Origin of the sequence: Stenotrophomonas sp. C3(2023) (assembly GCF_032911385.1) — a bacterium.
Lineage (GTDB): Bacteria > Pseudomonadota > Gammaproteobacteria > Xanthomonadales > Xanthomonadaceae > Stenotrophomonas.
Window position 1 is genome coordinate 1,669,251 of the sequence record NZ_JAWJLO010000001.1, and the last position, 23,478, is coordinate 1,692,728.

The 23,478-nt window shown below is 67.2% G+C and carries 19 protein-coding genes; 12 read left to right on the top strand and 7 right to left on the bottom strand.

What is annotated here, in order from left to right:
• Positions 1 to 9: 9 nt before the first annotated feature.
• Both RZA67_RS07295 and RZA67_RS07300 read right to left on the bottom strand, forming a co-directional pair.
• A complete protein-coding gene (locus tag RZA67_RS07295; protein WP_317213936.1) occupies positions 10 to 2,289 on the bottom strand; it encodes a heavy metal translocating P-type ATPase in 2,280 nt (759 codons plus the stop codon).
• A gap of 71 nt (positions 2,290 to 2,360) precedes the next feature.
• Entirely contained in the window at positions 2,361 to 2,759 is a 399-nt protein-coding gene (locus RZA67_RS07300) for a heavy metal-responsive transcriptional regulator (protein ID WP_317212028.1), read from the bottom strand.
• Between the two features lie 193 nt (positions 2,760 to 2,952).
• Here RZA67_RS07300 and RZA67_RS07305 point away from each other — a divergent pair, with 193 nt between their 5' ends.
• The 3 genes from RZA67_RS07305 to dsbG all read left to right on the top strand — a co-directional run bounded on the left by RZA67_RS07305 (position 2,953) and on the right by dsbG (position 5,493).
• Positions 2,953 to 4,002: a helix-turn-helix domain-containing protein gene (locus RZA67_RS07305; protein WP_317212029.1), complete on the top strand. Its 1,050-nt coding sequence runs from the start codon at positions 2,953 to 2,955 to the stop codon at positions 4,000 to 4,002.
• A 70-nt stretch (positions 4,003 to 4,072) separates the two neighbouring features.
• Complete coding sequence (locus tag RZA67_RS07310; RefSeq protein ID WP_317212030.1) at positions 4,073 to 4,591, top strand: hypothetical protein; 519 nt, start codon at positions 4,073 to 4,075, stop codon at positions 4,589 to 4,591.
• Positions 4,592 to 4,674: 83 nt separating this feature from the next.
• Positions 4,675 to 5,493 (top strand): thiol:disulfide interchange protein DsbG, encoded by an 819-nt coding sequence (gene dsbG / locus RZA67_RS07315; protein WP_317212031.1) that lies wholly within the window; start codon positions 4,675 to 4,677, stop codon positions 5,491 to 5,493.
• Positions 5,494 to 5,976: 483 nt separating this feature from the next.
• Here the strand turns inward: dsbG and RZA67_RS07320 are convergent, their stop codons facing one another.
• Positions 5,977 to 6,396, bottom strand: a complete 420-nt coding sequence (locus tag RZA67_RS07320) for a hypothetical protein (protein WP_317212032.1) — start codon at positions 6,394 to 6,396, stop codon at positions 5,977 to 5,979.
• Between the two features lie 392 nt (positions 6,397 to 6,788).
• On the opposite strand from RZA67_RS07320, the gene RZA67_RS07325 reads away from it, so the two are divergent.
• Complete coding sequence (locus RZA67_RS07325; protein WP_317212033.1) at positions 6,789 to 9,554, top strand: beta-glucosidase; 2,766 nt, start codon at positions 6,789 to 6,791, stop codon at positions 9,552 to 9,554.
• A 46-nt stretch (positions 9,555 to 9,600) separates the two neighbouring features.
• Here the strand turns inward: RZA67_RS07325 and RZA67_RS07330 are convergent, their stop codons facing one another.
• Complete coding sequence (locus RZA67_RS07330; RefSeq protein ID WP_317212034.1) at positions 9,601 to 10,689, bottom strand: alkene reductase; 1,089 nt, start codon at positions 10,687 to 10,689, stop codon at positions 9,601 to 9,603.
• 279 nt (positions 10,690 to 10,968) lie between these two features.
• Here RZA67_RS07330 and RZA67_RS07335 point away from each other — a divergent pair, with 279 nt between their 5' ends.
• From RZA67_RS07335 to lldD, 3 genes are all read left to right on the top strand, one after another.
• Positions 10,969 to 11,727 (top strand): SDR family NAD(P)-dependent oxidoreductase, encoded by a 759-nt coding sequence (locus RZA67_RS07335; protein ID WP_317212035.1) that lies wholly within the window; start codon positions 10,969 to 10,971, stop codon positions 11,725 to 11,727.
• A 121-nt stretch (positions 11,728 to 11,848) separates the two neighbouring features.
• Positions 11,849 to 12,298: an MgtC/SapB family protein gene (locus RZA67_RS07340; RefSeq protein WP_317212036.1), complete on the top strand. Its 450-nt coding sequence runs from the start codon at positions 11,849 to 11,851 to the stop codon at positions 12,296 to 12,298.
• Between the two features lie 64 nt (positions 12,299 to 12,362).
• On the top strand, positions 12,363 to 13,499 hold the full coding sequence (gene lldD, locus RZA67_RS07345) for an FMN-dependent L-lactate dehydrogenase LldD (RefSeq protein WP_317212037.1): 1,137 nt from the start codon (positions 12,363 to 12,365) through the stop codon (positions 13,497 to 13,499).
• 27 nt (positions 13,500 to 13,526) lie between these two features.
• Here lldD and RZA67_RS07350 read toward each other — a convergent pair whose 3' ends face one another.
• The gene (locus tag RZA67_RS07350) at positions 13,527 to 13,826 is read right to left on the bottom strand and encodes an I78 family peptidase inhibitor (RefSeq protein ID WP_317212038.1); all 300 of its coding nucleotides are present in this window, start codon (positions 13,824 to 13,826) and stop codon (positions 13,527 to 13,529) included.
• Positions 13,827 to 13,898: 72 nt separating this feature from the next.
• On the bottom strand, positions 13,899 to 14,465 hold the full coding sequence (locus tag RZA67_RS07355; protein ID WP_317212039.1) for a hypothetical protein: 567 nt from the start codon (positions 14,463 to 14,465) through the stop codon (positions 13,899 to 13,901).
• Between the two features lie 268 nt (positions 14,466 to 14,733).
• Here RZA67_RS07355 and RZA67_RS07360 point away from each other — a divergent pair, with 268 nt between their 5' ends.
• The 3 genes from RZA67_RS07360 to RZA67_RS07370 all read left to right on the top strand — a co-directional run bounded on the left by RZA67_RS07360 (position 14,734) and on the right by RZA67_RS07370 (position 21,590).
• On the top strand, positions 14,734 to 15,147 hold the full coding sequence (locus tag RZA67_RS07360) for a hypothetical protein (RefSeq protein ID WP_317212040.1): 414 nt from the start codon (positions 14,734 to 14,736) through the stop codon (positions 15,145 to 15,147).
• Between the two features lie 151 nt (positions 15,148 to 15,298).
• Positions 15,299 to 18,025 carry an ATP-binding protein gene (locus RZA67_RS07365; protein WP_317212041.1) on the top strand — a complete coding sequence of 909 codons (2,727 nt, stop codon included), beginning with the start codon at positions 15,299 to 15,301 and terminating at the stop codon, positions 18,023 to 18,025.
• Between the two features lie 37 nt (positions 18,026 to 18,062).
• Positions 18,063 to 21,590, top strand: coding sequence for an ATP-binding protein (locus RZA67_RS07370; protein ID WP_317212043.1), 3,528 nt, complete (start codon positions 18,063 to 18,065; stop codon positions 21,588 to 21,590).
• Between the two features lie 24 nt (positions 21,591 to 21,614).
• On the opposite strand, the gene RZA67_RS07375 is transcribed toward RZA67_RS07370, so the two are convergent.
• Positions 21,615 to 22,286, bottom strand: a complete 672-nt coding sequence (locus RZA67_RS07375; RefSeq protein ID WP_317212044.1) for a response regulator transcription factor — start codon at positions 22,284 to 22,286, stop codon at positions 21,615 to 21,617.
• Positions 22,287 to 22,396: 110 nt separating this feature from the next.
• On the opposite strand from RZA67_RS07375, the gene RZA67_RS07380 reads away from it, so the two are divergent.
• On the top strand, positions 22,397 to 23,077 hold the full coding sequence (locus RZA67_RS07380; protein ID WP_317213938.1) for a response regulator: 681 nt from the start codon (positions 22,397 to 22,399) through the stop codon (positions 23,075 to 23,077).
• A 74-nt stretch (positions 23,078 to 23,151) separates the two neighbouring features.
• Complete coding sequence (locus RZA67_RS07385; protein WP_317212045.1) at positions 23,152 to 23,463, top strand: hypothetical protein; 312 nt, start codon at positions 23,152 to 23,154, stop codon at positions 23,461 to 23,463.
• Positions 23,464 to 23,478 lie beyond the last annotated feature (15 nt).

Here is a 23,478-nt window from a genome sequence, read left to right on the forward strand (position 1 = left end):
CGTGCGGGTTCATTGCACGCCAAGGCCTTGGTTGCGGAGCCGCAATGCGTTAGTGATGACCGACACCGAGCTCAGACTCATCGCCAGTGCGGCGAGCATTGGCGACAGGCTGATGCCCCATGGCACCAGCAGGCCCGCAGCAATCGGAATGCCCAGGCCGTTGTAGGCTAATGCGAATCCCAGGTTCTGCCGCATGTTGCGCACGCTCAGGCGTGAGAGCTGTCGTGCGCGGAGAATGCCGCGAAGATCGCCCTTGACCAGGGTGACCTGCGCGCTGGACATCGCCACGTCGGTGCCCGTACCCATCGCGATGCCGACCTGCGCGGCAGCCAGGGCAGGTGCATCGTTGATGCCGTCGCCCGCCATCGCCACCACACGACCCTCCTGCTGCAACCGCTGCACAAGAGCAGCCTTGTCGGCCGGACGTGTTTCGCCATGCACCTCGTCAAGGCCCAGCCGCTGAGCTACCGCGCGCGCGGTCAGCACGCCATCGCCACTGGCCATGATGATGCGCATGCCACCACGCTGCAGGGCGGCGATGGCCTCGGCGGTGGTGGGTTTGATCGGATCGGCCACCGCCAGGGCACCGGCCAGCTGGTTCTCGATGGCCAGGTACATGACACTGGCACCTTCGCGGCGCAATGCATCGGCCTCAGCGGCCATCGTGTCCACCGTCACGCCATGCTCCTCCATCAGGCTGGTCGTGCCGAGCAGAAGCGCGTGCTGGTCAACGGTGCCTGCCACACCCTGGCCGGTGATGGAATCGAACCCGTCCACGGGCTGCAGTCCCAGCCCGCGTCGGCGCGCCTCGGCAACCAGCGCAGCAGCCAAGGGGTGCTCGCTGCCCTGGTCCAGGCTGGCGGCCAGCCGCAGCACGCTGTCCGCGTCGAACCCGGCCGCTGTCACGACGCCATGGAATGCCGGCCGACCTTCGGTCAGGGTGCCGGTTTTGTCCACGACCAGCGTGTCGACCGTGCGCAGCGCTTCGATGGCCTCGGCATCACGGAACAGCACGCCCTGCTGCGCGGCGCGGCCGGTGGCGACCATGATCGTCATCGGCGTGGCCAGGCCCAGCGCGCACGGGCAGGCGATGATCAGCACCGCGACGGCGTTGAGCACGCCATGTGTCCACGACGGAGCTGGGCCGAACAGCCCCCAGCCGAGCAGGGTGAGCAGGGCGACCATCAGCACGGCCAGGACGAACCAGTAAGCGACGGTGTCGGCCATCCGCTGCATCGGGGCGCGCGAGCGCTGTGCCTGCGCCACCAGCTGCACGATCTGCGCCAGCGTGCCGTCATCGCCCACGCGCTCAGCTTGGATCAGCAGCGCGCCGGTGCCGTTGAGGGTGGCCCCGATCACCGGGTCGCCGATGCTTCGGGTGATCGGCAAGGACTCACCGGTGAGCATCGACTCATCCAGCGTGGAACGCCCTTCCAGCACGCGCCCATCGACCGGGATCTTCTCGCCCGGACGGACGCGCAGGCGGTCGCCTGCGCGCACCTGTGACAGCACGATGTCCTCTTCACTGCCGTCGGCATTGATGCGACGCGCGGTCGTCGGCGCCAGCGCAAGCAGCGAACGGATCGCTGCCGAGGTCCTGGCGCGCGCGCGCAGTTCCAACAGCTGGCCCAGCAGGGTGAGCGAGACGATCATCGCCGCCGCTTCGAAGTACACACCGACGCGGCCATGTTCCCGGAAGGAGGGCGGGAACAGCGACGGGGCAATCGTGGCAACGGCGCTGTAGCCGTAGGCAGCGAGAACCCCGGTACCGATCAGCGTCCACATGTTCGGGCTGCGGTTGGCAATCGACTGCGCCCAGCGCTGCAGGAAGGGCCAGCCTGCCCACAGCACGACCGGCGTGGCCAGTGCGGCCTCCAGCCACACCCGCAGCGTCGGCGACAGGTCCTCCAGCAGCGGGGTCATGGCCAGCATCGCCAACCCCATGGTGGCCACGCTCAGCGGCAGGCTCCACCAGAACCGGCGCCGGAAATCGACAAGCTCAGGCGACTCACTCTCGTCCAGGCTCGGCATCATGGGCTCCAGCGCCATGCCGCAGATCGGGCAGGAGCCCGGGCCTTCCTGCACGATCTGAGGGTCCATCGGGCAGGTGAACAGCGTACCTTCGGCCACCGGCTCGACATCGGCGCCCTGCGGGGCCAGGTAGCGCTGCGGATGCGCGCTGAACCGCCGCCGGCAGCCGTCACTGCAGAAAAAATGGCGGCTTCCGTGGTAGTCGGCGTGGTGCGGCGTACGCGTTTGATCCACCTGCATGCCGCACACCGGGTCGATTACCCTGGGTCCGGCGGCACCTGGTGTGGTCTGGCCATGACAGCAGTGACCGTGCGCAGGCCCGGGCGCGGTCACGACGCTGACTCCTGGAGCGCGGTGATGATCGGGCAGGCGGCAAGGTCGCCGTGGCCGGGGCAGGCCTGGACCAGCTGGCTGAGCGCGATATGCATGCGTTGCAGTTCCTTGATGCGGTGTTCGATGTCGGCCAGACGGGCACTGGCGGCGTCACGCACGCCGGCCATGTCGCCGCCGCGCTGGTCGCTCAGCGCCAGCAGACTGGCGATTTCCTCCAGGGTGAAGCCCAGCGCCTTCGCGCGCCGGATGAATCGAAGTCGTTTCAAGGCCTTTTCGTCGAAGATCCGGTAACCGGCGCCTGAACGACGCGCCACCGGCAACAGGCCCTGTCTTTCGTAGTAGCGAACCGTATCGACCGGTACCCCGGCACGGTGTGCTAGCTGTCCAATGTTCATGGAAACCTCCAGGTGCCGATTCTGAACCCTGGAGTCTACTCACGAGTCAAGGCCCTAACGTCCTGAGGCTGTGACGCTCTTTGCAATTATCTTCATAGCCTGCGCCTGTCCTCAGTTCCTACCCTGCATCCACCGGGAAGTCACGTCGTCAATCGCGACGCTCCCGGTTCATCGGAGGCACGAGGAGGAGCTGATGGACGCACACAAGAACGACCTGACCGAAATTGCAGTGGTGGAATACCCGGGCGCCGATCCATCGGCAGCATCAATGCTTGCCGAAATGGCCCACGTGGCCAATCGTCTCGCCCAGCAGCAGGGGCGCCGTGTGCCCGGGCTGCTGGTCACCCGCTGGGTACTGGCCGCCGACGGTGGCGGTCCGCAGCGTGTGGCTGGCGCCGATCTGCTCGACGCCACTGTACCGGCCGCTATCGCGCTGCCCGGTCAGGTCAGTCAGAGCGCACGGATCCAGGATGAGGCCGTCCTGCAGGACTGGCTGAGCGCTCACTACGACGGCGGCAGCCTGCTGGCGGCTTCCAATGACGGAATCTGCGTGCTGGCGCGTGCCGGCCTGCTGGTTGGCCGGAGCGTGGCCAGCCTGGATCTGGGGCGACATCCCGACCTGTCGGCACAGGCCGCGAACTGGGCACCGAGCGAGCGCGCGCTCGTGGACGACGGTGATCTGCTCACCGTCAGCGGCAACCAGGCCTGGAGGTTCCTGGGCCTGCGACTGCTGTACCGCCTGCACGGGCAGGGCATCATGAACGCGGTCGCGCAGCAGCAGGGCGTGGCCATTCCAGCCAGCATCCAGCAGGACCTGGAACGCTTCAGCGCCAATTTCGCCCATGGCGACCGCGATGTACTCAAGGCCCAGCGCTGGTTGCACACCACGGCCGCCCGCGGGGCCACGCTGGGGGCGATCTGTCAGAGTTCCGGGCTGGAGCCTCGGACCCTGCAACGCCGCTTCCTCAAGGCCACAGGCATGCGCCCCATCGAGTACTGCCAGCGGCTGCGCATCGCCAAGGCGCAACTGCTGCTGCAGGATGGCGGCGCCATCGACGAAGTAGCGTGGGGTGTGGGCTATGCGGACCAGAGCGCGTTCCGCCGCCTGTTCCTGCGCATTGTCGGCATGACCCCGGCCAGCTATCGGCGCATGGTCGCGGGCAAGCTGCGTGAGCGCGCGGCAGCACCGGCCAACCCGGTGTTGACCGGGGCAGTACGCGGGTTCGACCGTCACGCTGCGTGATGTGTGACGGTGCTGCGCTGTCGGCCTGCGGGCCGGCGGCGCAGCGCACTTCGGAGGAGGCGCGCCACGCGTGTCGATGTTTCTGAACGAGGGGCCAGCATCGCCGATGGGCGTGCTGGCTTTCTGCTGTGTGATGCTCGCTCTGGTGCTGGCACGCTGCTGGCCCAGGCAGCCTGCGCGACAACGCCAGGCCGCTGCGCGGCTGCTGCTGGACGTGGCGATGGCGGCGCTGCTGGGCAGTGCGCTGGCCCGCCTGGTGCACCACCTTCCGGCGCAGCCGCCCTGCACGTCTGTTCTGCACGGGCTCGCAGCATGGGCATGGCAGACGCTCATCGGGCTGCTTGCCGCAGCGGTCTGGGCGGTGAGGCAGCTGCGCCACCAGGCGCCCCTGCGTTTGCCGGTCATCGGCTCGGCGATGCTGGCGCTGCTGATATGGTCCGGCGCCGCCGCAGTGCTTTCAAGGCAGGCACCGCCCGGCATCGCGGCGACCTCGACCACCAAAACCGCAGCGGCAGGCGCGTGTGGAGAGCCCGCAAACAACCGCCCTTCCAACGGCTGCAGGGCCGAAGCCCGTCGGGCGCTGCCCTGAGCAACATCCCATCGCGGGCCTCAACCAGGCGCCACGTCCGGCGACCTGCGGTAGCCTGCGTCCGTACTCAACAAGGAGCCATCATGTTTTTCCCACTTCCGCGGCGTACGTCGCTGGCGATCCTGCTGCCTTCACTGCTGACGCTGGCGGCCTGCAGCCAGGCGCAGCCGCCTGCGCCCGCCCCCACGCCGGCCCCCGCTGCTTCCGCCGAGGCCCCCAAGGCGCTCGACGGTCTGCGCAGGCACGGTTTTGAACTGGTGGGTCCGATCCAGGCGCCGCCAGGGCTGCAGGGGTTTGCAGGCGTGGTCGGTGGACAGCAGCCGGTCGCCGCTTATGTCACGGCCGATGGACAGAGCGTGATCGTTGGCAGCCTGTTCGACGCTGAAGGCAATGACCTGTCGGCAAAGGTGCTCGAAACCGCTGTCGCCGGACCGCTCTCGGAAAAGACCTGGGCGCGGCTGCAGGACAGTGCCTGGGTACGTGACGGTCGCGCCGATGCGCCGCGGGTGATCTATACCTTCAGCGATGCCAACTGCCCTTACTGCCACCGCTTCTGGGAGGCGGCCCGCCCATGGGTGGACGCGGGCAAGGTGCAGCTTCGGCATCTGATGGTCGGGGTCATCCGCGAGGACAGCCCGGGCAAAGCGGCGGCGATTCTGTCCGCTGCCGACCCCTCTGCTGCCTTGCTTGCGAACGAGCGTGCATTTGACAAGGGCGGGATCAAGCCCACCGCCATCAGCGCTGAGGTTGCCGCCAAGCTGGACGCCAACCAGGTCCTGATGGTCGAAATGGGCTTCCAGGGCACGCCTGGCATTCTGTTCCAGGATGAAAAGGGGCATGTACAGCGCCGTGCTGGCATGCCGCAGGGCAATGATCTCCAGGTCGTGCTCGGACCACGCTGATCCCAATTGTTGTGTGATGCCAATCACAGGCCCGCTCTGGCAGAGCGGGCCTTCTGCATTCTGCAGCAGGCAGAATGCGACGAGAGCGTGCTGTGCAGCCTGGGCGGGCAGGCGTATGGGCGCGCGTTGCCGCTGATGATGAGAATACCGGTCTGTCTGGTCGATCGGCCTGATGGCGACAGTGGCGCGACCTGTCGACGCGCCACTAGCGACAGCGGCTGTCCCGGTAGATCGCGCAGACCCCTGCTGCACGGCAGCCCTGGGGTTATCGGTACGGGCGTGAAGGGTGTGTATTCAGTTCGCGCGGCGGTGTGTGCACGGCGCCGTATCCGACGATCACCAGCGTGAGGGCAGCGGGGCACGCAGGTCGCAGCCCGGGTCCGCCCTTGCGCGCCGCCCCGCGTTGATGCTGTGGCTCAATGGGGCAGAGGGGCGGCGGCGGTGAACTGACGCGGGCAGCAGACAGCAGACCCCCCCCCGGCACTAAGGCGCGGCAGCGGCACCTGGACGGACGAAGAAGGCACGGCCGCCGTCCTCGACAAACAGCAGTTCCGGCGACCCTTGCCAGGAGGTCAGCATCGCGCCGGTATTGTTCTGGTGCTTCACCGTCAGCGTCGCGCCCCGGTCCGGGTTGGCCACCACCTTGAATACTTCGGTGGCGCCGCTGGCGTCGTCCAGCCGCAGCACCGCTTCGCCACCGGCGTCGAACGTCGCGTAATGGCCACGCTCGGCGCCATCCGGGCCGAGCAGGGTCAGCCCTGAACTGGAGAGCGCCTGGTCCGGTGACGGCATCTGGGGACGGGTGGACTTTGCGGCGTGCGCACCGAGTACCACCCGCGGCTGTCCGTGGTGGTCGGCGATGACCAGCCCGCGGGCGTGCAGTACCCGGTGAGGTGAGTCCATTCGTTGCTGTTGCACCAGTGTCCAGCCGCACATCAACAGTGCGACGGACGATATGCCGATGGCGGTCAGTGAGAGCGCACGTGACATGTCCGTGGGATTCCTTCCTGGGATCGTGAGCGGACGATAACGGAAGCGCTGGCAGCTTGACCAGCGTTGTGTACGACGAAGGTCGATGCGTCGTTGGTTGACAGAAATCGCGCGCCTGCCCACTCTTGGCCCGGGACATGCTGTCCCGAACGGGCACGGTATGTGCATGGACGGAGGGGTCCATGCGTCGCCTGCCCGGACCTGCCGCGCGGGCACGCCACTGTGGTGGCGCGCCCGCGCATGACGCTGCTCCCTTCGGCGGCATTTCCGGATGTGGTCTGATTCCGGTTTTTTTACGCGTGCCGATGAAAACGATTACAAAGCCCCGCCTGCTGGCCTCGGCCATCCTCCTGTCGCTGGCCGCCCAGGCCTCCGCTGCCGATCCGGCGGCATTCTCGCTTCTGCAGTTGCAGCGTGCGCCATCAGCCTCCGACGTGTCCGGGCTGGCGAGCCAGCTCCCGGTGCTGGGGGCGGACGTGATCAGCGTCCCCGGGGTTGCACGTGCAGCGGACCAGGTGGATCCGCTGCAGACCCTGGCCGATCAGCTCGGTTATGGCTACCGCTTCATCGCTGCGGCACCGGAGTCCGATGGCAGCACCCGCGGGCAGGTGCTGCTCAGCCGTGTGCCGGTGCAGCTGGAGTCGGGCACCGAGCAGGCCGGTCAGGCCTACCTCCGCGTTGCCGACGATCGCCACGTGGTCGCTGTCTACGCTGCTGCCGAGAACCCGTCGCAGGAAGCTGTGGCCCAGCTGGTCAAGGCATCGCGGCTGGCTGCACCGGCGGTGGCCATCGGACTGCCGGCTGCGGCGGTTGCAGGCTGGCAGCAGGAGGGCGCCGTCGCCAGTGATGGCTTCAGTGCGCGCAGCAGCCGCAAGGTCAAGGTCGCAGGCCTGCCGGCGACCCTGCAGCAGTTCGCCTATGCGGACGAGGCAAAACAGGAGCGGCCATGGATGGATACGTCGCTCAATGCCGACGCGCGCGCCGCTCTCCTGCTGGCGCAGATGACCGAGGACGAGAAGTTCCAGATGCTGCACAGCTACTTCGGGCTGGGCAAGGATGGCGGTCCGTTGCCGGAGGGCGCGGTGGGATCGGCCGGCTTCGTGCCGGGCGTGCCGCGTCTGGGTATTCCCTCGCAGCAGTCGGCCGACGCCGGTGTCGGTGTGACCAACCCGGGTGGCATCCGGCCCGGGGACTTCGCCACCGCAATGCCGTCCGGCCCGTCCACGGCAGCGACCTGGAACCCGGAACTGGCCTTCGCCGGCGGTGCCACGATGGGGCGCGAGGCCTGGCAGCAGCGCTTCAACATTCTGCTTTCGGGCAGCGTGAATCTGCAGCGCGACCCACGCAACGGGCGCAACTTCGAATACGCCGGTGAGGACCCCTTGCTGGCAGGCGTGATGGTAGGTGCGGTGATCCGCGGCGTGCAGAGCGAGCATGTGATTTCCTCGATGAAGCACTTCGCGCTCAACGACATGGAAACCCGGCGCAACTTCCACGACGTCCGTATCGGCGAGCAGGCAATGCGTGAGTCGGATCTGCTGGCATTCGAGATCGCCATCGAGGCTGGACGCCCCGGTGTGGCGATGTGCTCGTACAACAAGATCAACGGCACCTACGGCTGTGAAAACGGCTACCTGATGAACGAGGTGCTCAAGCAGGAGTGGAAGTTCCCCGGTTTCGTGATGAGTGACTGGGGTGGTGTGCACAGCGGTTCCAAGGCTGCGCTGGCCGGGCTCGACCAGCAGTCTGCCGGCGAGGTCTTCGACGCGGCGGTGTTCTTCGACGAACCGCTGAAGATGGCCGTGGCGGCCGGAGTCGTGCCGATGGCGCGGCGCGATGACATGGTGCTGCGCATCCTGCGGACAATGATCCTGCACGGCAACTTCGACAACCCGCCGCAGCACCAGCCAATCGACGTGGACGCCGGTTACGCCAGCGCCCAGCGGACCGTCGAGGAAGGCAGCGTACTGCTGCGCAACGAGGGCAACGTGCTGCCGCTGGACCCGTCGGTCAAGCGCATCGTCATCATCGGCGGCCATGCCGACAAGGGCGTGATCGGCGGTGGTGGATCCTCGATGGTGGGCGTGACCGCGAAGGGGACAAACGCAGTGCCGGGCGTGATGCCGACCACCTGGCCCGGTCCGGTGATCTTCCATCCGTCCTCGCCACTGGAAGCGCTGCGGGCAGCGCGCCCGGACGCGCAGATCGATTTTGTCAGCGGTACCGACCGGGTGGCCGCTGCCAAGGCGGCCGCAGCGGCCGACGTGGCCATCGTGTTTGCCACCCAGTGGGCCGCAGAGTCGGTCGACCTTCCCGACATGCAACTGCCCGACCAGCAGGACGCGCTGATTGCCGCCGTGGCGCAGGCCAACGCGAAGACCGTGGTGGTGCTGGAAACCAATGGGCCGGTGCGTACCCCGTGGTTGAACCAGGTGCCGGCCTTGCTGCAGGCGTGGTACCCCGGCATCCGCGGCGCGGAGGGCATCGCCGCGCTGTTGACCGGTCAGGCCAACCCGTCCGGACGTCTGCCGGTGACCTGGGTGAGCGATGAATCGCAGTTGCCGCGTCCACACATCGACGGCCTGGGTTTCAACCCGAAAAAGGCGTTCAACGATGTCTTCGATTTCGACATCGAGGGTGCGAACGTGGGGTACAAGTGGGCCGAGGCCAACCGCCTGAAGCCCACCTTTGCGTTTGGCCATGGCCTGTCCTATACCCGGTTCGAGTACCAGAACCTGACGGTGAACGTGGACGGTGGGCGACTGGTAGCCAGCGTGGACATCCGCAACGCCGGCGCGCGCGCCGGTGCCGATGTGGCCCAGCTGTACCTGAAGCTGCCGGCGGGCAGCCAGACGCCGATCCGGCTGATCGGCTTTGAGAAGGTGACCTTGCAGCCTGGCGAGCAGCGCCGCATCCGGATCGAGGCCGAGCCGAAGACGCTTGCCAGCTTCGACGCGCAGGTACGCCAGTGGACGATCGCCGCTGGCACCTACCAGGTGCAGCTGTCGCGCAACGCGGCCGAACCGCTGCAGACCGTGGATGTGCAGCTCACCGGACAGGTGCTGCGCTGATCGCGCCGGGAGCCGGGCATCGCCCGGCTCCCGGGCGTGCGTGCGCTCAGGTAGCGCTGGGGTAATCGGTGTAGCCGTGAGCCCCACCGCCGTACAGCGTGTCCTGGTCGACCTCGGCCAGCGCGATGCCCTGGTGCAGGCGCTCGACCAGGTCGGGGTTGGCGATGAAGGCGCGGCCGAAGGCCACCATGTCCGCATAACCCGACTCGACTGCTGCTTCGGCGCGCTCGCGATCGTAGCCGTTGTTGGCGATCCACGCGCCGCGGAACAGCGCGCGCAGGGCCGGGTAGTCGAAGGGCAGGTTGTCGCGGTCACCGCCGGTAGCGCCTTCGATGACGTGGATGAACGCCAGTCCGTCGATCCGGTCGAGCTGCTGCACGGCGTGGCGGAACAGCGGCTGAGGATCACTGTCATGCGCATCGTTGGCCGGCGTGGTCGGCGACAGACGCACGCCGGTCCGCTCCGGACCGATCGCCCCGGCCACGGCGGAGACCACCTCCAGCAGCAGGCGACAGCGGTTTTCGATGCTGCCACCGTAGGCATCCTGCCGCTTGTTGCTGCCATCGCGCAGGAACTGGTCGATCAGATAACCATTGGCAGCGTGCACCTCCACGCCATCGAAACCGGCCTCGATCGCGTTGCGCGCGGCCCGCCGGTAGTCCTCGATCAGGGCCGGAATCTCCTCAAGTGCAAGCGCGCGTGGCGCCGATACGTCTTCGAAGCCTTGGGCGGTGAAGGTTTTGGCCTTGGCGGGCAGCGCGCTGGGGGCAACCGGCACCTCTCCCTGCGGCAGCAGGCTGGTATGGGAGATGCGTCCGACATGCCACAACTGCAGCACGATCCGGCCGCCCCGCGCATGCACCTGCGTGGTGACTTCGCGCCAGCCGGCAATCTGTTCGGGACTGTAGATGCCGGGGGTATCCAGGTAGCCCTGGCCGAGCGGGCTGATCTGGGTTGCCTCGGCGATCAGCAGACCCGCGCTGGCGCGTTGCGCGTAGTAGGTCGCCGCCAGCGGCGAGGGGGTTCTGTCGGGCTGTGCGCGGTTGCGGGTCAATGGCGCCATCGCGATGCGGTTGGCCACGGGAATTGCGCCGATGCGCGTTGCGGAAAAAAGGGTGGCGGTTTCGGAGGTCATGCACAGGCCTGGCAGGGTGGGGAGGGGTACAGACTGCACCGGTCGGTGTGGTTGCGGCGTTGTGGTGGTGAGAAGAAGCGTTGCGCGCTCGCCGGGCAGAGCCCGGCGCTACCAACGCAGGGCTGCGCGGCCAGCGCGTGACGACCAACGGTCGTCACCTACCAGCTCGCAGATCACCAGCGTTGCGTACGGCAGCGCTTGCATTTTCATGACACGCACCGGCCTACGCTGGAGGCAGCGCCGCGATGGTCGCGGCCGTAACCAACAGGAGTGCTCCTCATGCTTGACTACCAGCTCAACGGCCGCGTGGCCATCGTGACCGGCGGCGTATCCGGCATCGGCCTGGCGGTGGCGCGCGCGCTGGCCGCCTCGGGGGCGAAGGTATCGGTGTGGGATCTGAAGCAGGATGCGGTGGATGCCACCGTGGCCGCCCTGCAGTCCGATGGCGCTACGGCAATCGGCGTTGCGCTGGATGTCACCGACCCGCAGGCAGTGGAAGCGGCCGTCACGCGTACGGTCGACGAACTGGGCGGCCTTGATATCGGCGTCAACAATGCCGGTATCGGCGGGCCGGGCGCCAGCAGTGGCGATTATCCGGTCGACGGCTGGAAGCGGGTGATCGATGTGAACCTCAACAGTGTTTTTCTTTGCCAGCGCGCGCAGATCCAGGCGATGCGCACGGCCGGCAAGGGCGGCAGCATCATCAACATGGCCTCGATACTGGGCCAGGTTGGCTTCCCGCAGTCGCCCGCCTATGCGGCCGCCAAGCACGGCGTGGTCGGGCTCACCCAGACCGCCGCATGGGAGCATGCCCGCGACGGCATACGCATCAATGCGGTGGGACCGGGGTTCATCCGTACCCCGCTGGTGGAGAAGATGGACCCGGCGGCGCGCGACGCGCTGCAGGCAAAGCATGCCCTGGGTCGCCTGGGTACGCCCGAGGAGGTGGCCGCCCTGGTCGCCTGGCTGGCCAGCGACGATGCCTCGTTCGCCACCGGCACTTACTACGCCATCGACGGCGGTTACCTGGCCGTGTGAGCGCAGTGCGTGGCGCTGCCGGTGCCGGACTGGACCTGGCACTGCCAGGGAGCCGTGGCGGGCCTTCACGGCTCGCGCACGGACACCGCGCCAGCCTCTGCTGACTTGATCGGGGACTGACATGGAACTCAGTGCGGATGTTTCGATTCTGCTGCGCGTTGCCGCTGCCATGCTGTTCGGGGCGGTGCTGGGCATAGAGCGGGAGATGGGCAAGCACGCGGCCGGGCTGCGCACCCACATGCTGATCGCCGGCGCAGCCGCGCTGATTGTCGGCCTCGGTGACTCGGTGGCCGAGCATTTCCAGCAGGAGCGCTACCGCGACCTGATGCAGGTCGACCCGGTGCGTCTGATCGAAGCGGTCGTGGCGTGCGTCGGCTTTGTTGCCGCCGGGACGATCCTGCGCGGCAGCCGCGACGGTGAGGTCAGCGGCCTGACCACGGCAAGTTCACTGATCATGGCCTCGGCGATCGGCATAGCGGTCGGCATCGGCAAGTACGTGCTGGCATTCGGGGTGTGCCTGCTGTGCGTGATGGTGCTGACCCTGATGCGGCGGATAGAGCGCCGCTTGTAGTGGCGCGAGCGCACATGGGTGATGATGGGGTCCCTTGGCGCGATTCTTCCTCTACGGTTGCCCCATGATCATCTCCGCCTCGAGCGATTACCGGACCGCCGCCCAGCGGCGTCTGCCGCCCTTTCTGTTCCATTACATCGATGGGGGTGCGTACGCCGAGCACACGCTGCGTCGCAACGAGGCGGACCTGGCTGCCATCGCCCTGCGTCAGCGCGTCCTGCGTGACATGGGCGAGCTCAGTCTGGAGACCGAGCTGTTTGGTCAGCCGCTGGCGATGCCCGTCGCGCTGGCGCCGGTGGGCCTGACCGGCATGTATGCACGGCGCGGGGAGCTGCAGGCTGCGCGTGCTGCCGACAGCCGCGGGGTTCCCTTTACCCTGTCCACGGTCTCGGTCTGTGCCATCGAGGAAGTTGCGCCTGCGCTGCAGCAGCCGATGTGGTTCCAGCTCTATGTGCTGCGTGACCGTGGTTTCATGCGCAATGCGCTCGAACGAGCGCAGGCGGCAGGGGTGAGCACGCTGGTGTTCACGGTGGACATGCCGGTGCCTGGCGCCCGCTACCGGGATGCCCATTCGGGCATGAGCGGACCGCGCGCCGCGCTGCGCCGGTTCGGCCAGGCGCTGACCCACGCCCGTTGGGCGTGGGATGTCGGCGTGCGGGGCAAGCCGCATGATCTGGGCAATATTTCGGTTTACCGCGGTCATCCCACCGGGCTGGCCGACTACATCGGCTGGCTCGGCAGCAATTTCGATCCTTCGATCAGCTGGAAGGACCTGGAGTGGATCCGCGCTTTCTGGAAAGGGCCGATGGTCATCAAGGGCATTCTGGATGCCGAGGATGCGCGCGATGCGGTCAGCTTCGGCGCCGACGGGATCGTGGTGTCCAACCATGGCGGGCGCCAGCTCGACGGCGTGCTGTCCACCGCGCGGGCGCTGCCGCAGATCGCCGATGCGGTGCAGGGTGATCTGAAGATCCTGGTGGACTCGGGCATCCGCAATGGCCTGGACGTCGTGCGCATGCTCGCCCTCGGTGCCGATACGGTGCTGCTGGGCCGTGCCTTCGTCTATGCGCTGGCCACCCATGGCCAGGCCGGGGTGGCCAATCTGCTCGACCTGGTCGCCAGGGAAATGCGTGTGGCGATGACGCTGACCGGCGCGCGGCGCATCGCCGATATCGGGCGCCACTGCCTGGTGCAGGCCTGAGGCCGACCCTCGAGGACCGGGCCGGCCTTACTCGCAGCGCGCGGCGGTGATCACGTTGTCCTTGTCAACGAAGACGCGTAGCCGGTCCTGGCGCAGGTCACGGGTGGTGATGGTCGCCGGACCTATTGGATTGACCAGGCCGGCGCCACTTTCGCGCGAAAGCCGGCGCATCGTCGCTTCGTCAGCCTTCTGGCCTACAGCCCAGGCCAGCCCGCTGGCATCACAGCGGCCGCTGCCCTGCACCTGGGGACCGGGCGTGCTCACGCAGCCGGCAATCAACGCCGCAGCAGACAGGGGCAGCAACAGCAGTTGGGGCATGCGGCGCATGAGCAGCGTCCTGACGGTAGAGAGCTGCACCTTACCACTGTGGCCGCTGTCGCGCGTCCAGGCTGGGCACCGTCAGGGCAGGACCTGCGGCAGATAGCGCTCCACCACATAGCTGAAAGGCCGCTGGTGGCGGTCGCGCAGCAGCGCGCGGACTTCAAGCAGCACATCCTGTCCGTCGTCGCCGCGCTGAGGCGGCCACATCAGCTGCTCGCGCAGGGTCTGGCGCACGAAACCCAGTGTCGTCACCACACGGCCGAACGGCGTCTGGCTGCCATCGAGCGCCCGGATCATGGCCGCACTGAGCAGCGCGGGCCGATACCAGTTATCTGCTTCGGACAGCACACGCTGACCGCATGTCAGCTGCACCCGGCGGTAGGCAAGGGCCTCGCCTGCCTCGACAGCCAGCGCCTGGCGCACCGCCGGCGGCGCAGGCCGCTGCGTGTGCAGGCGCACCGCTCGCAGGCTGCCGTCCTCGTCGAAGCGGTGCTCGGCACACCACTGTTCCAGCGTGGCAGTGGCACTCGTGCTGGTCAGCAGGCGTTCGCGCAGCAGCTCGGCTGCCACCGGCAGCCCGGCAGTCCCGGCAGGGCCGCTGCCACTCCCGCTGTTGCGTGGATCGGAACGATTGGACGGAGCCATGCAGGTCTACGGCAGAAACAGGATGCAATGGTAACCCGCGCGTCGCATGCCGATCACCGCAACGCACTGCATGGATCGTGATACTGCCAGCGGTCACACAGATGCAGTGACTGCGGTACGCACCCGGCGGCCGGCTTCAAACGCTGACAGAGCAGGCTGGACTGGACCGACCGGCGTGACCGGTGCGCCCCCCTCCTGCCTGCCGCAGCCATACCGCAGGATGGGGGTGGATGGGAGCGTCCTGGGACGGGGAGCCGGTATGTGCCATATGGCAGCAAGCCTTGTCCTGCACCGTGCGCTGGTGATGTGCCTGGTGGCGACCGCTCTGGCTGCAGCCGGTGCGAGCGATGCAGCCGTCTATCGCTGCCAGTCGGGCGGCCAGGTGGTCCACCAGGACCAGCCCTGCAGCCCCGGTTGGCTGCAGCAGTGGCGCGGACTTCCCGGCGATCACGGCACGGCGGAGGAGCCGACCGCAGCGTCCGGGAACCCGCCATTGCGTGACCGACGTGCCCCGCGAGCTGGCCGTGCCGCACGCGCGGCGCTGATCCGGCTGGAGCGCGACCCGCAACGTTGCGATCGTGTCCGCCATCAGCGCGACCGGGCGCTGGCGCAGCGACGACGTGCGCCCGATCTGCTGATGCAGCGCGCCTGGAACGACAGGGTGAACGCCGCCTGCCAATGAGCGGCGGGTGCAGGACATTCAGCCGCGTCCGATTCGGCGTTAGGCCGCGTCCCAATACCGTGTTGATCGAGCAGATCCCCGATGACGCCTTCCGACGATGGCTTGTGCCGGCACGGGACTGCTGCCCTTGTCGCTGACCGTACCGGCCGTCATGAACCGCACGTTGGACCGCATTGTGGAAGCGTTGCCCCGCTGCAGCGGTCGCGCCGTCGACCCGGCAGGCAGCCTGCGTGCCCTGCGCACGCATCCGCGTCGCCTGTTGTACACCGCCGGTGTGCTGGTCAGCACCTTGCTGCTGTGCGCTCTGTCGGTGGCGGCTGTGCAGCATGTCAATGCGTTCCGCGACCAGCGTGTCCAGGAGCTGGTTCGGGCCCGTGATGCGCTGCAGGCTCATCTGGCCGAACGCGAGTCCAGCCAGGCGCGGCTGTCCAACATGACCGAGTTTGTCTGGGAACACCGGCTTGCCAGCGAACAGGCGACCGCCCGGGCCGATCTTGCCGCCTTCAAGGCGGCTGGGCAACGTCTGCAGATCGAACACGATGCGAGCAGCACGCCGCTGACGGTGATCGGCGAGAATCTCGATGACTGGCAGCCGGCGCAGCTGCGCCGCTATCTGGCGCTGGCGCGCTTGCTGTCGGCCGTTTCGCGGCTGGCCTACACCGGTGGTGTGGTCTCCCAGGGCAGTGTGGGCTATTTCCTCGATACCAGCGGCCGCTTTGCGGTGCTCAATCCGGGCATGGAGGCTGCCGTGGCCTCGCAAGGGCTTGATGCTGCGCAGCGCGAAGCCTGGTTCGTGCGCCTGCGGGCCTACGCCAACCTCAATCCACCCGTGCTGCCCAGCGACACCGTTTCCTCCCTGCATCCGCTGGGCGGCCACGAGGTGGCGCGGCTGGGGTACGCCCCCCATCCGCTCACCGGTGAGCCGGCTTTGGTCAGCAGCTACCCGGTTCATACCGGCAACCAGCTGCTGGGGCATTTCGTCAGTTTTGAGCCCACCTGGCAGCCGGGTCAATCCCTGCTCCACGACGTGGGGGGACAGATGCTGGTGGTCGCGCCCAGTGGACATGTTGTGTTCGGCTCTGATCAGCCGCAGCCGGCCGCGTTGGCCGGTGCGCTGCATGATGCGGGTGTCTGGACCCACGCCTACGGCCGGGTCACCCACTACTGGCGGCACGGCCAGATGTACCTGGCGACGCTGGTCCAGGGCAGCGACTGGACCGTGCTGAGCACCTTCGGCTGGCGAGAGGTGCTGTTCGGAGGGCATTCGCTGTGGCTGCTCGGCCTGGGTATCTGGGCGGTGCTGATGGTCAGCCTGTGGCTGCTGTTGCTGTGGATCGACCGGCGTGTTTTCGCCCCGGCTGCCGCGCATGCCGGCCAGATCTATGCGAGCGAACAGCTGAGCCGCTCGCTTATTGAACTGACGCCCATCGGCTTGTGCCTGCTCGACATGTCAGATGCCACCCCGGTGATCCAGAACGCCCTGGCCCATCGCCATGCGGCTGCGGCTGCAGAGGCAGGGCTGGCGTTGTACCCGGCATTGATCAGCAGCTATCTGGCCGCGCCGGCCAACGGCCAGCTGGCGGAAATCCGCGAGTTCGAGCTGTCCCATGGCGATCCAACGGCAGGTCAGCAGTCCATGCGTCACCTGCTGGTGGGCGCCAAGCAGGCCGAGTTCGGCGGGCGGCAGGTGCTGCTGTGCGCGCTGCAGGATCTGACCGCACGGGTCGAGCTGGAAGCCGAGCAGGCGCGACTGCGCGGGGAAGCAGAGGCGGCCAATGAGGCAAAGTCGCGGTTCCTGGCGACGATGAGCCACGAAATCCGTACGCCCCTGCATGGGATCCTCGGCCATCTCGAGCTTCTTGGTCGTTCCCGCCTGGACCCGGAACAGAAGGTCCGGCTGAACCGGATCAACCAGTCGGCGGACTCCTTGCTGCTGATCGTCAACGACGTGCTTGACGTCTCGCGCATTGAATCGGGACAGCTCGGCATAGATGCGGTGGGCTTTGATCCTGTCAGTCTGATCGAACGGGTCGCGCTGCTGTACTCGCCGCTGGCGCTGGCCAAGGGCGTGGATCTGGATTTCATCGTCGATGGCGAGCTGGCCTCCCGCTACAGCGGTGCCGTGGCACGTATCGAGCAGGTACTGCGCAACCTGGTGAGCAATGCGGTGAAGTTCACCCAGTCTGGTCGCGTGGAGATCCGCCTGCTGCCTGCCCGGAAGATCGCTGGCCTGCGTTTTGAAGTCGCCGACTCGGGCATCGGCCTGACCGACCTTCAGCAGCAGCGTCTGTTCCAGCCGTTCATGCAGGCCGATGCTTCCATCGGCAGCCGCTTCGGCGGCACCGGTCTGGGGCTGTCGGTATGCCGCCAGTTGTGCGAATTGATGGGCGGCAGCATCGATGTGCGCAGCACCCCGGGCGTCGGCAGCGTGTTCTCCTTTGAAGTCCGGGCGCAGACAGGTGCCGTCCGCGAGCCGCTGCGGCCTCTCGTTGGTCGCCAGGTGGTGCTGGTGTCGGCGGTCATTACGTGGCGTGAAGAACTGGCGCGCAGGCTGCGGCGATGGGGGGCGACGGTCTACACGACCGAGCAGCTGTCCCAGGTCGCAACACTCGACCTGCCCGAGGCCACAGCCGTGGTGGTGTTCGAGCGCAATCTGCCGGTGGATGGACCACCGCGGCCGCACCAGCCAGGGCTCGGCCACGCTGGCCCGGTCTTCCGTGTGCGCGCGGATGCACCGCTACGCGCGCTGTTCCGCGACGGCCAGTGGTGGGTGTCCTGCTATGCCGGGCAGTCGTTGCTCGATGCGCTGATCGCTACGGGCCCCGGCGAAGAGGCCGATACCGGTCCTGACGTGACCATTGCCCGCATGATCGGCTAGATTGCGCCATGCCCCCCTTCGTTCAAAAGGACCCCGCATGGACGCCTACCCCCGGGTGCACGCCGCCACAGGTGCGGGCAGGCAACCTGTGAGCCAGCTGCGGCGCTCGCAGCGCCGGTTGCTGCTGGGCGGCGGCGGGCTGGTGAGCCTGCTGTTCGTGGCTGTTGCCGCCGTCAGTGCCTGGTCCATCATCGCCGACTTCCACACCGACAGCCGCCGCCGTTTCGTTGAAGCGCAGTCAGCCGTCAACTATTACCTGCATGTGCGCGATCGCGCGTACGCCAGCAGCGTCAACGGCAACGATACGCTGTGGATGGACTATCGGCCGCTCCTGGAACAGCAGGGCCAGCGCTGGCTCACGCCGCTGGTGCAGGGAGGCGGTGCCGTGGTAGTGCGGGCCGACCCACAGGCTGTTCCGTGGCTGGTGTTGACGCGCGACCCCGACACGCTGGAACGCTCCACACTGGCGGCTTATCTGGGCATGCTCGATCAGTACTCGACGTTCACTGCCAGCGCCGTGGCGGCGCTCGGCGCGCCGGGACCGATGGGCATGTATGCCTATGAGCCCCAGGGACGTCTGCTGGCCGTCGGCGGTGTAACCGACGAACGCCAGCTGTTCGCGGCTTTGGGGGTCAAGGATCGTGACGGTGTCTTCGCTGCGCTGATGGCCGGTGAGAGCCTGGCCCGCACGCAGCTGCCCGGGCGCGGTCCGGTGTCCAGTGCGATCGAAGGCGGGCGTCTGCTGTCGCGGTTTGCAGACAATCCGTTCGACGGAACGCCATCGCTGGTAGGCGTGCTGACCATGGCCGACGGCCGCAGCCCGTATTTCCGGCGCGTGGTCTTCGAACCGGTGGCGAACATCAAGATGCGGTTGGATGCGGCGGCGCAGGGCAGTTACGCGGTGACCACGCGCGACGGGCATCAGGTGTTTGCAAGCAAAGGCTATGTTGCCGACGCGGACTACCCGCTGGAGCACATCAGCAGCGGGCTGCAGGGCGGTCAGGCGCGGCGGATCTACAGCGACGGGCGCTGGGTGCTGGCCGGGCCGCTCAACGGTGTGGACTGGGTCATCGTCAACGGTTACGGCTGGCGTGATATCTGGGCGGCCAGGTCGGTGGCGTTGTCGTGGCTGCTTGGTGGTGCGCTTGCCAGCTGCCTCGCCCTGTGGGGGTTGCTGCTGCGGCTGGACCGGAAGGTGTTCCGACCGGCACTGGCTGACGCTGCGCGCGTATATGAGAGCGAAGCACTGAGCCGGGTGATCGTCAACACCTCGCCGGTGGGGCTGGTGCTGATCGATTCGGAGAGCCGCCAACCTCTGGTCGAAAACCAGCTGGCGCAATCGCTGGCCGAAGGCGGGGAGGGCGATTCGGAAACGCTCTACGACCAGCTTTGCGCGCAGACGGACGCGCGGGCACCGGAAGGAGCACACGAATTCAAATGGCGGCCACCCGGCAGCGCGGTGCAGCTGCAGGTATCGATGAGCCGGGCCAACTACCGCGAGCGCGCGGTCTGGGTGTGTGCACTGCGCGATGTCACGGCCCAGGCGGAGCTTGAGCGAACCCTGTTCGCCGCGCGTCGGGACGCAGAGCGGGCGCGTGAGGCGGCGGAGTCGGCCAGTCGCGCGAAAACCGCGTTCGTGGCCACGATGAGTCACGAGATCCGCACGCCGCTCAACGGGGTCCTGGGCCACCTGGAGCTGCTTGCTCACAGTCCGATGTCTCCGGCCCAGCGTGAACGTGTTGAACGCATACGGCTATCTGCCGATACGTTGCTGGGCATCATCAGTGATGTACTGGATTTCTCCAAAATAGAAGCCGGACAGCTCGACGTCGATCCCGTGGTCTTTTCAATGCGGCCGCTGATCGAGCAGGCGGCGCTGCTCTATTCGGCCGAGGCGCAGCGCAAGGGGGTCAAGCTCTACTTTGCCGTCGATGGTGCGCTTGAAGCCCCGCTGGTGGCTGATGTGCACCGCATCCGCCAGATTCTCAACAATCTGGTCAGCAATGCGGTCAAGTTCACCGAGTCCGGGCGCATCGTGATCCGCGCCGATCTCCAGCCCGGTACCCTGGAACGTCCCCTGATGCTGCGGCTGCAGGTGGTTGATTCGGGCATCGGGCTCAGTGAAGATCACCTGGCCCAGTTGTTCCTGCCCTTCCAGCAGGCCGATGCAAGCATTTCGCGCCGCTATGGTGGCAGCGGGCTTGGCCTGGCGCTGTGCCAGCAGCTGGCGCGCCTTCTCGGTGGCAGCATCCAGGCCGACAGCACGGCCGGGGTAGGCAGCGTCTTCGCGCTGTCGGTGCCGGTGGACATGGCCGAGTCGACGCCGGCGCCGGCTTCGGGAGGAGCGCTGACCGGGCTGCAGGTGGTCCTGCTGTCAGCCGCAGCCGAGTGGCGCAGCGAGATCGGCCAATGGCTGGTACGCCGGGGCGCGGAGGTCAACGTACACGAGCAGCCGCAACAGGTGCCCCCCGGCGACCTTCAGCAGCACATCCTGTTGCTGTTCGGTGAGCGTCGCGCATGGAGCGAGCTGGACGAGATGGCATTGGCGGCCCGTTTCGGGCGCGTGGTGCGCGCCTATCCCAATGGTCCCCTGGCGCCCGAATCGCGCGCCAATGGGACGCATGTTTCGGCCTATGCGGGAGATGCCCTGCTGTCGGCACTCAGGGGGGAGGCCTCCGCCGCGGGCGCGCCGCAGGCGCTGCCGCCGTCCACTGCGGCACGGCGTGGCCGCCTGCTGCTGGTGGAGGACAACGCGGTCAACCGGGAGTTGATACAGCAGCAGCTGGAAGCGCTCGGGTTTGCGGTGGACCTGGCGGAAAACGGTCACGATGCGCTGACAGCCTGGCAGCCGGGGCGCCACCGGGCCGTGCTGACCGATATCAACATGCCGGTCATGAACGGCTACGACCTGGCGCGCGCGCTGCGTCGCCAGGCGCCGGACCTGCCGATCTTCGCGGTCACCGCAACGGCATTGTCCAGCGAGCGCGAGCGCTGCCGGGAAGCCGGCATCACCGATCTGCTGCTCAAGCCACTGGGGCTGCCGACCCTGCAGCGGATGTTGACGCGTTACCTCGCCGACGAGCAGGACGCGTACCCGATTGCCGAACAGGACGTCGGGCAGGGGGCCGCAATCGATGCCGCCCCGCCCCGGGCGGACGCGGACGACCACGAGCACGGGCACGGACCAGGGCAGGTCGCCGCTGCGGACGCGGCGCCTGCGACGCGGACCGATGACGCCGACGATCGGGCCATGGTGCTGGTGCCGGAGAAGGTCCGCCGTATTTTCGTGACCAGCGCCAGGGACGACCTGGCCCGGTTGCGCCAGGCCAATGCCGACCGTGACGGGGCAGGGCTCCTCAACCGTGCTCACGCGATCAAAGGCGTGCTGATGATGCTTGGTGAGCGTGAGTTGGGCGCGCACTTCAGCGCCCTGGAGGCCAATCTGCGTGAAGCGGTGACCGAGGTGGTCGACGCGGCCGACCGCGAACGCGTGGAGCAGCTGGGGCAGGCCCTGGAGGAGCTGATCGAGCGCTATGCGGCCAGCCTGACGCCCGCAGAGGGCTGATGCAGCTCAATCACTGCGGGCTGCTTACGCCGCCGGGTCCTCGCTGCCCGGCGCCGCCCGCAGGCCCAGTTCGACGGCGAATTTGAACAGGTCCGCGTCACGCTCGATGCTCAGCTTGCGCATGCCGCTGACCTTCTGCGTGCTGATGGTCTGCTTGCGGCGGTTGAGCAGCTCGGCAATCTCGTTGACGCCTTTGCCCGAGACGAACAGCGTCAGGACTTCGAGCTCGCGCGGAGACAGTACCGCCGGCGCGCGCACGGGCCCGCGACTGGGCAGGAGCTGGGCAATGCTGGGCGAGTAGTAGCGACGGTTGGCCTGGGCGGCCATGATCGCCTTGGGAACGTGGAACGTGTCGTCGGCCTTGCTGATGATGTGGTTGATCCCCAACGCACTCAGCGACAGGATCATCACCGGCTGGTCAAGACCGGTCATCACCACCACCTTGAGGTCGGGGTAACGCGTCTGCAGCAGTGAGAGCAGCTCGCTGCCGTCGCCGTGGCGGCCACCGGGCATCGCATAATCGGTAACGACCAGGTCGCATTCGGTCTCATCGAGCAGCGCGATCAGCTCGGTGGAGTCCGACGCGGTTCCCACGATTTTCAGGGTGGGCTGCGCCTCTATCGCGGCCTGGATGCCAAGCCGTATGAACGGATGGTCGTCGGCGACGACGACCCTGAGCGGAGTAGCGGAACTCATTGTGGTCGTGCTCTCTGAAAAAGGGGGTATGCTTTGGCCAACGACAATATGCCAGCTTCCAGCGATGCTGGCATGCTTGAATCAATGGGCCTCCGGGGAACGTGCCGACGATGACAATTCATGTCGTGATTGCTGACGATCATCCGGTCGTCCTGGCCGGAGTGGCGGCCGCCCTGCAGGGCGTCGAAGGTATTTCGATCGACGCGGTCTTTCCGGGGTCCACCGAGCTGGTCCAGCATATCTCGCACACCTGGGCGGGGGTGGTGGTCACTGACTACTCGATGCCCGGCGGTGAGTACGGTGACGGCGCCACGTTGCTCGCCTTCCTGCAGCGGCGGTTCCCGCAGCTGAAGATCGTCGTGCTTACCGGCATCGAGAACCCGGTGGTGTTGGGGGGCATTCTCGATGCAGGGGTCAAATGCGTCGTCAGCAAGACCGATGCCGGGCATTTTCTCGGCCATGCCATCCTGGCCGCGGATCAGGGCAAGGGTTACATCTCGCCGGAAATTGCACACGCCATCGCCGGTGTGGAGAAGACCGACGAGCCACATCCGGGCCTGTCACGGCGCGAGGCGGAGGTGCTGCGCATGGTGGCCGAAGGGCTTGAGGTGGTGGAAATCGCCAATCGCATCCGACGCAGCCGCAAGACGGTGAGCACGCAGAAAATATCGGCCATGCGCAAGCTCAATCTCGAGAAAGATCTCGACATCTTCGACTATGCAATCAAGCATGGCCTGGTGCCGGCATCGCAGTTGGCCCGGGGTGTGCGCCGCGGCGACAAGGAAGACTGAGCGACGGCTTTTTCGGCGCCGTCCGATGGTACGCCGCTGGCAGCGGACTATCGTGGATCGGCCACAGCTGCCCGATGGTTTCCGAAGTGCCGCCTGCTCTCGATCCGCGCATCGTCATACTGTTGATGCATTTTGCCGATCTCACCCAACTCGACCAGACGCATTTTCTGGACGTGGTGAATGCGTATCTTTATGCATCACCGCAGCGGCGGACGCGGCTGCGCAAGAGTTGGGAGCGTGAGGCGCAGAGCGCGCACCAGGGACCCCCCGCCCGGCAGCAACCCTGTTTACCCATCACGCTGCCCGTCAGGGCGGAGAAAAGTAGCGAGGTGACGGACGGCAGCCCGGGGACGCCGCGCGTGATGCCAGGAAAAACCGCCGGCTGAGGGACAACGGTGGCG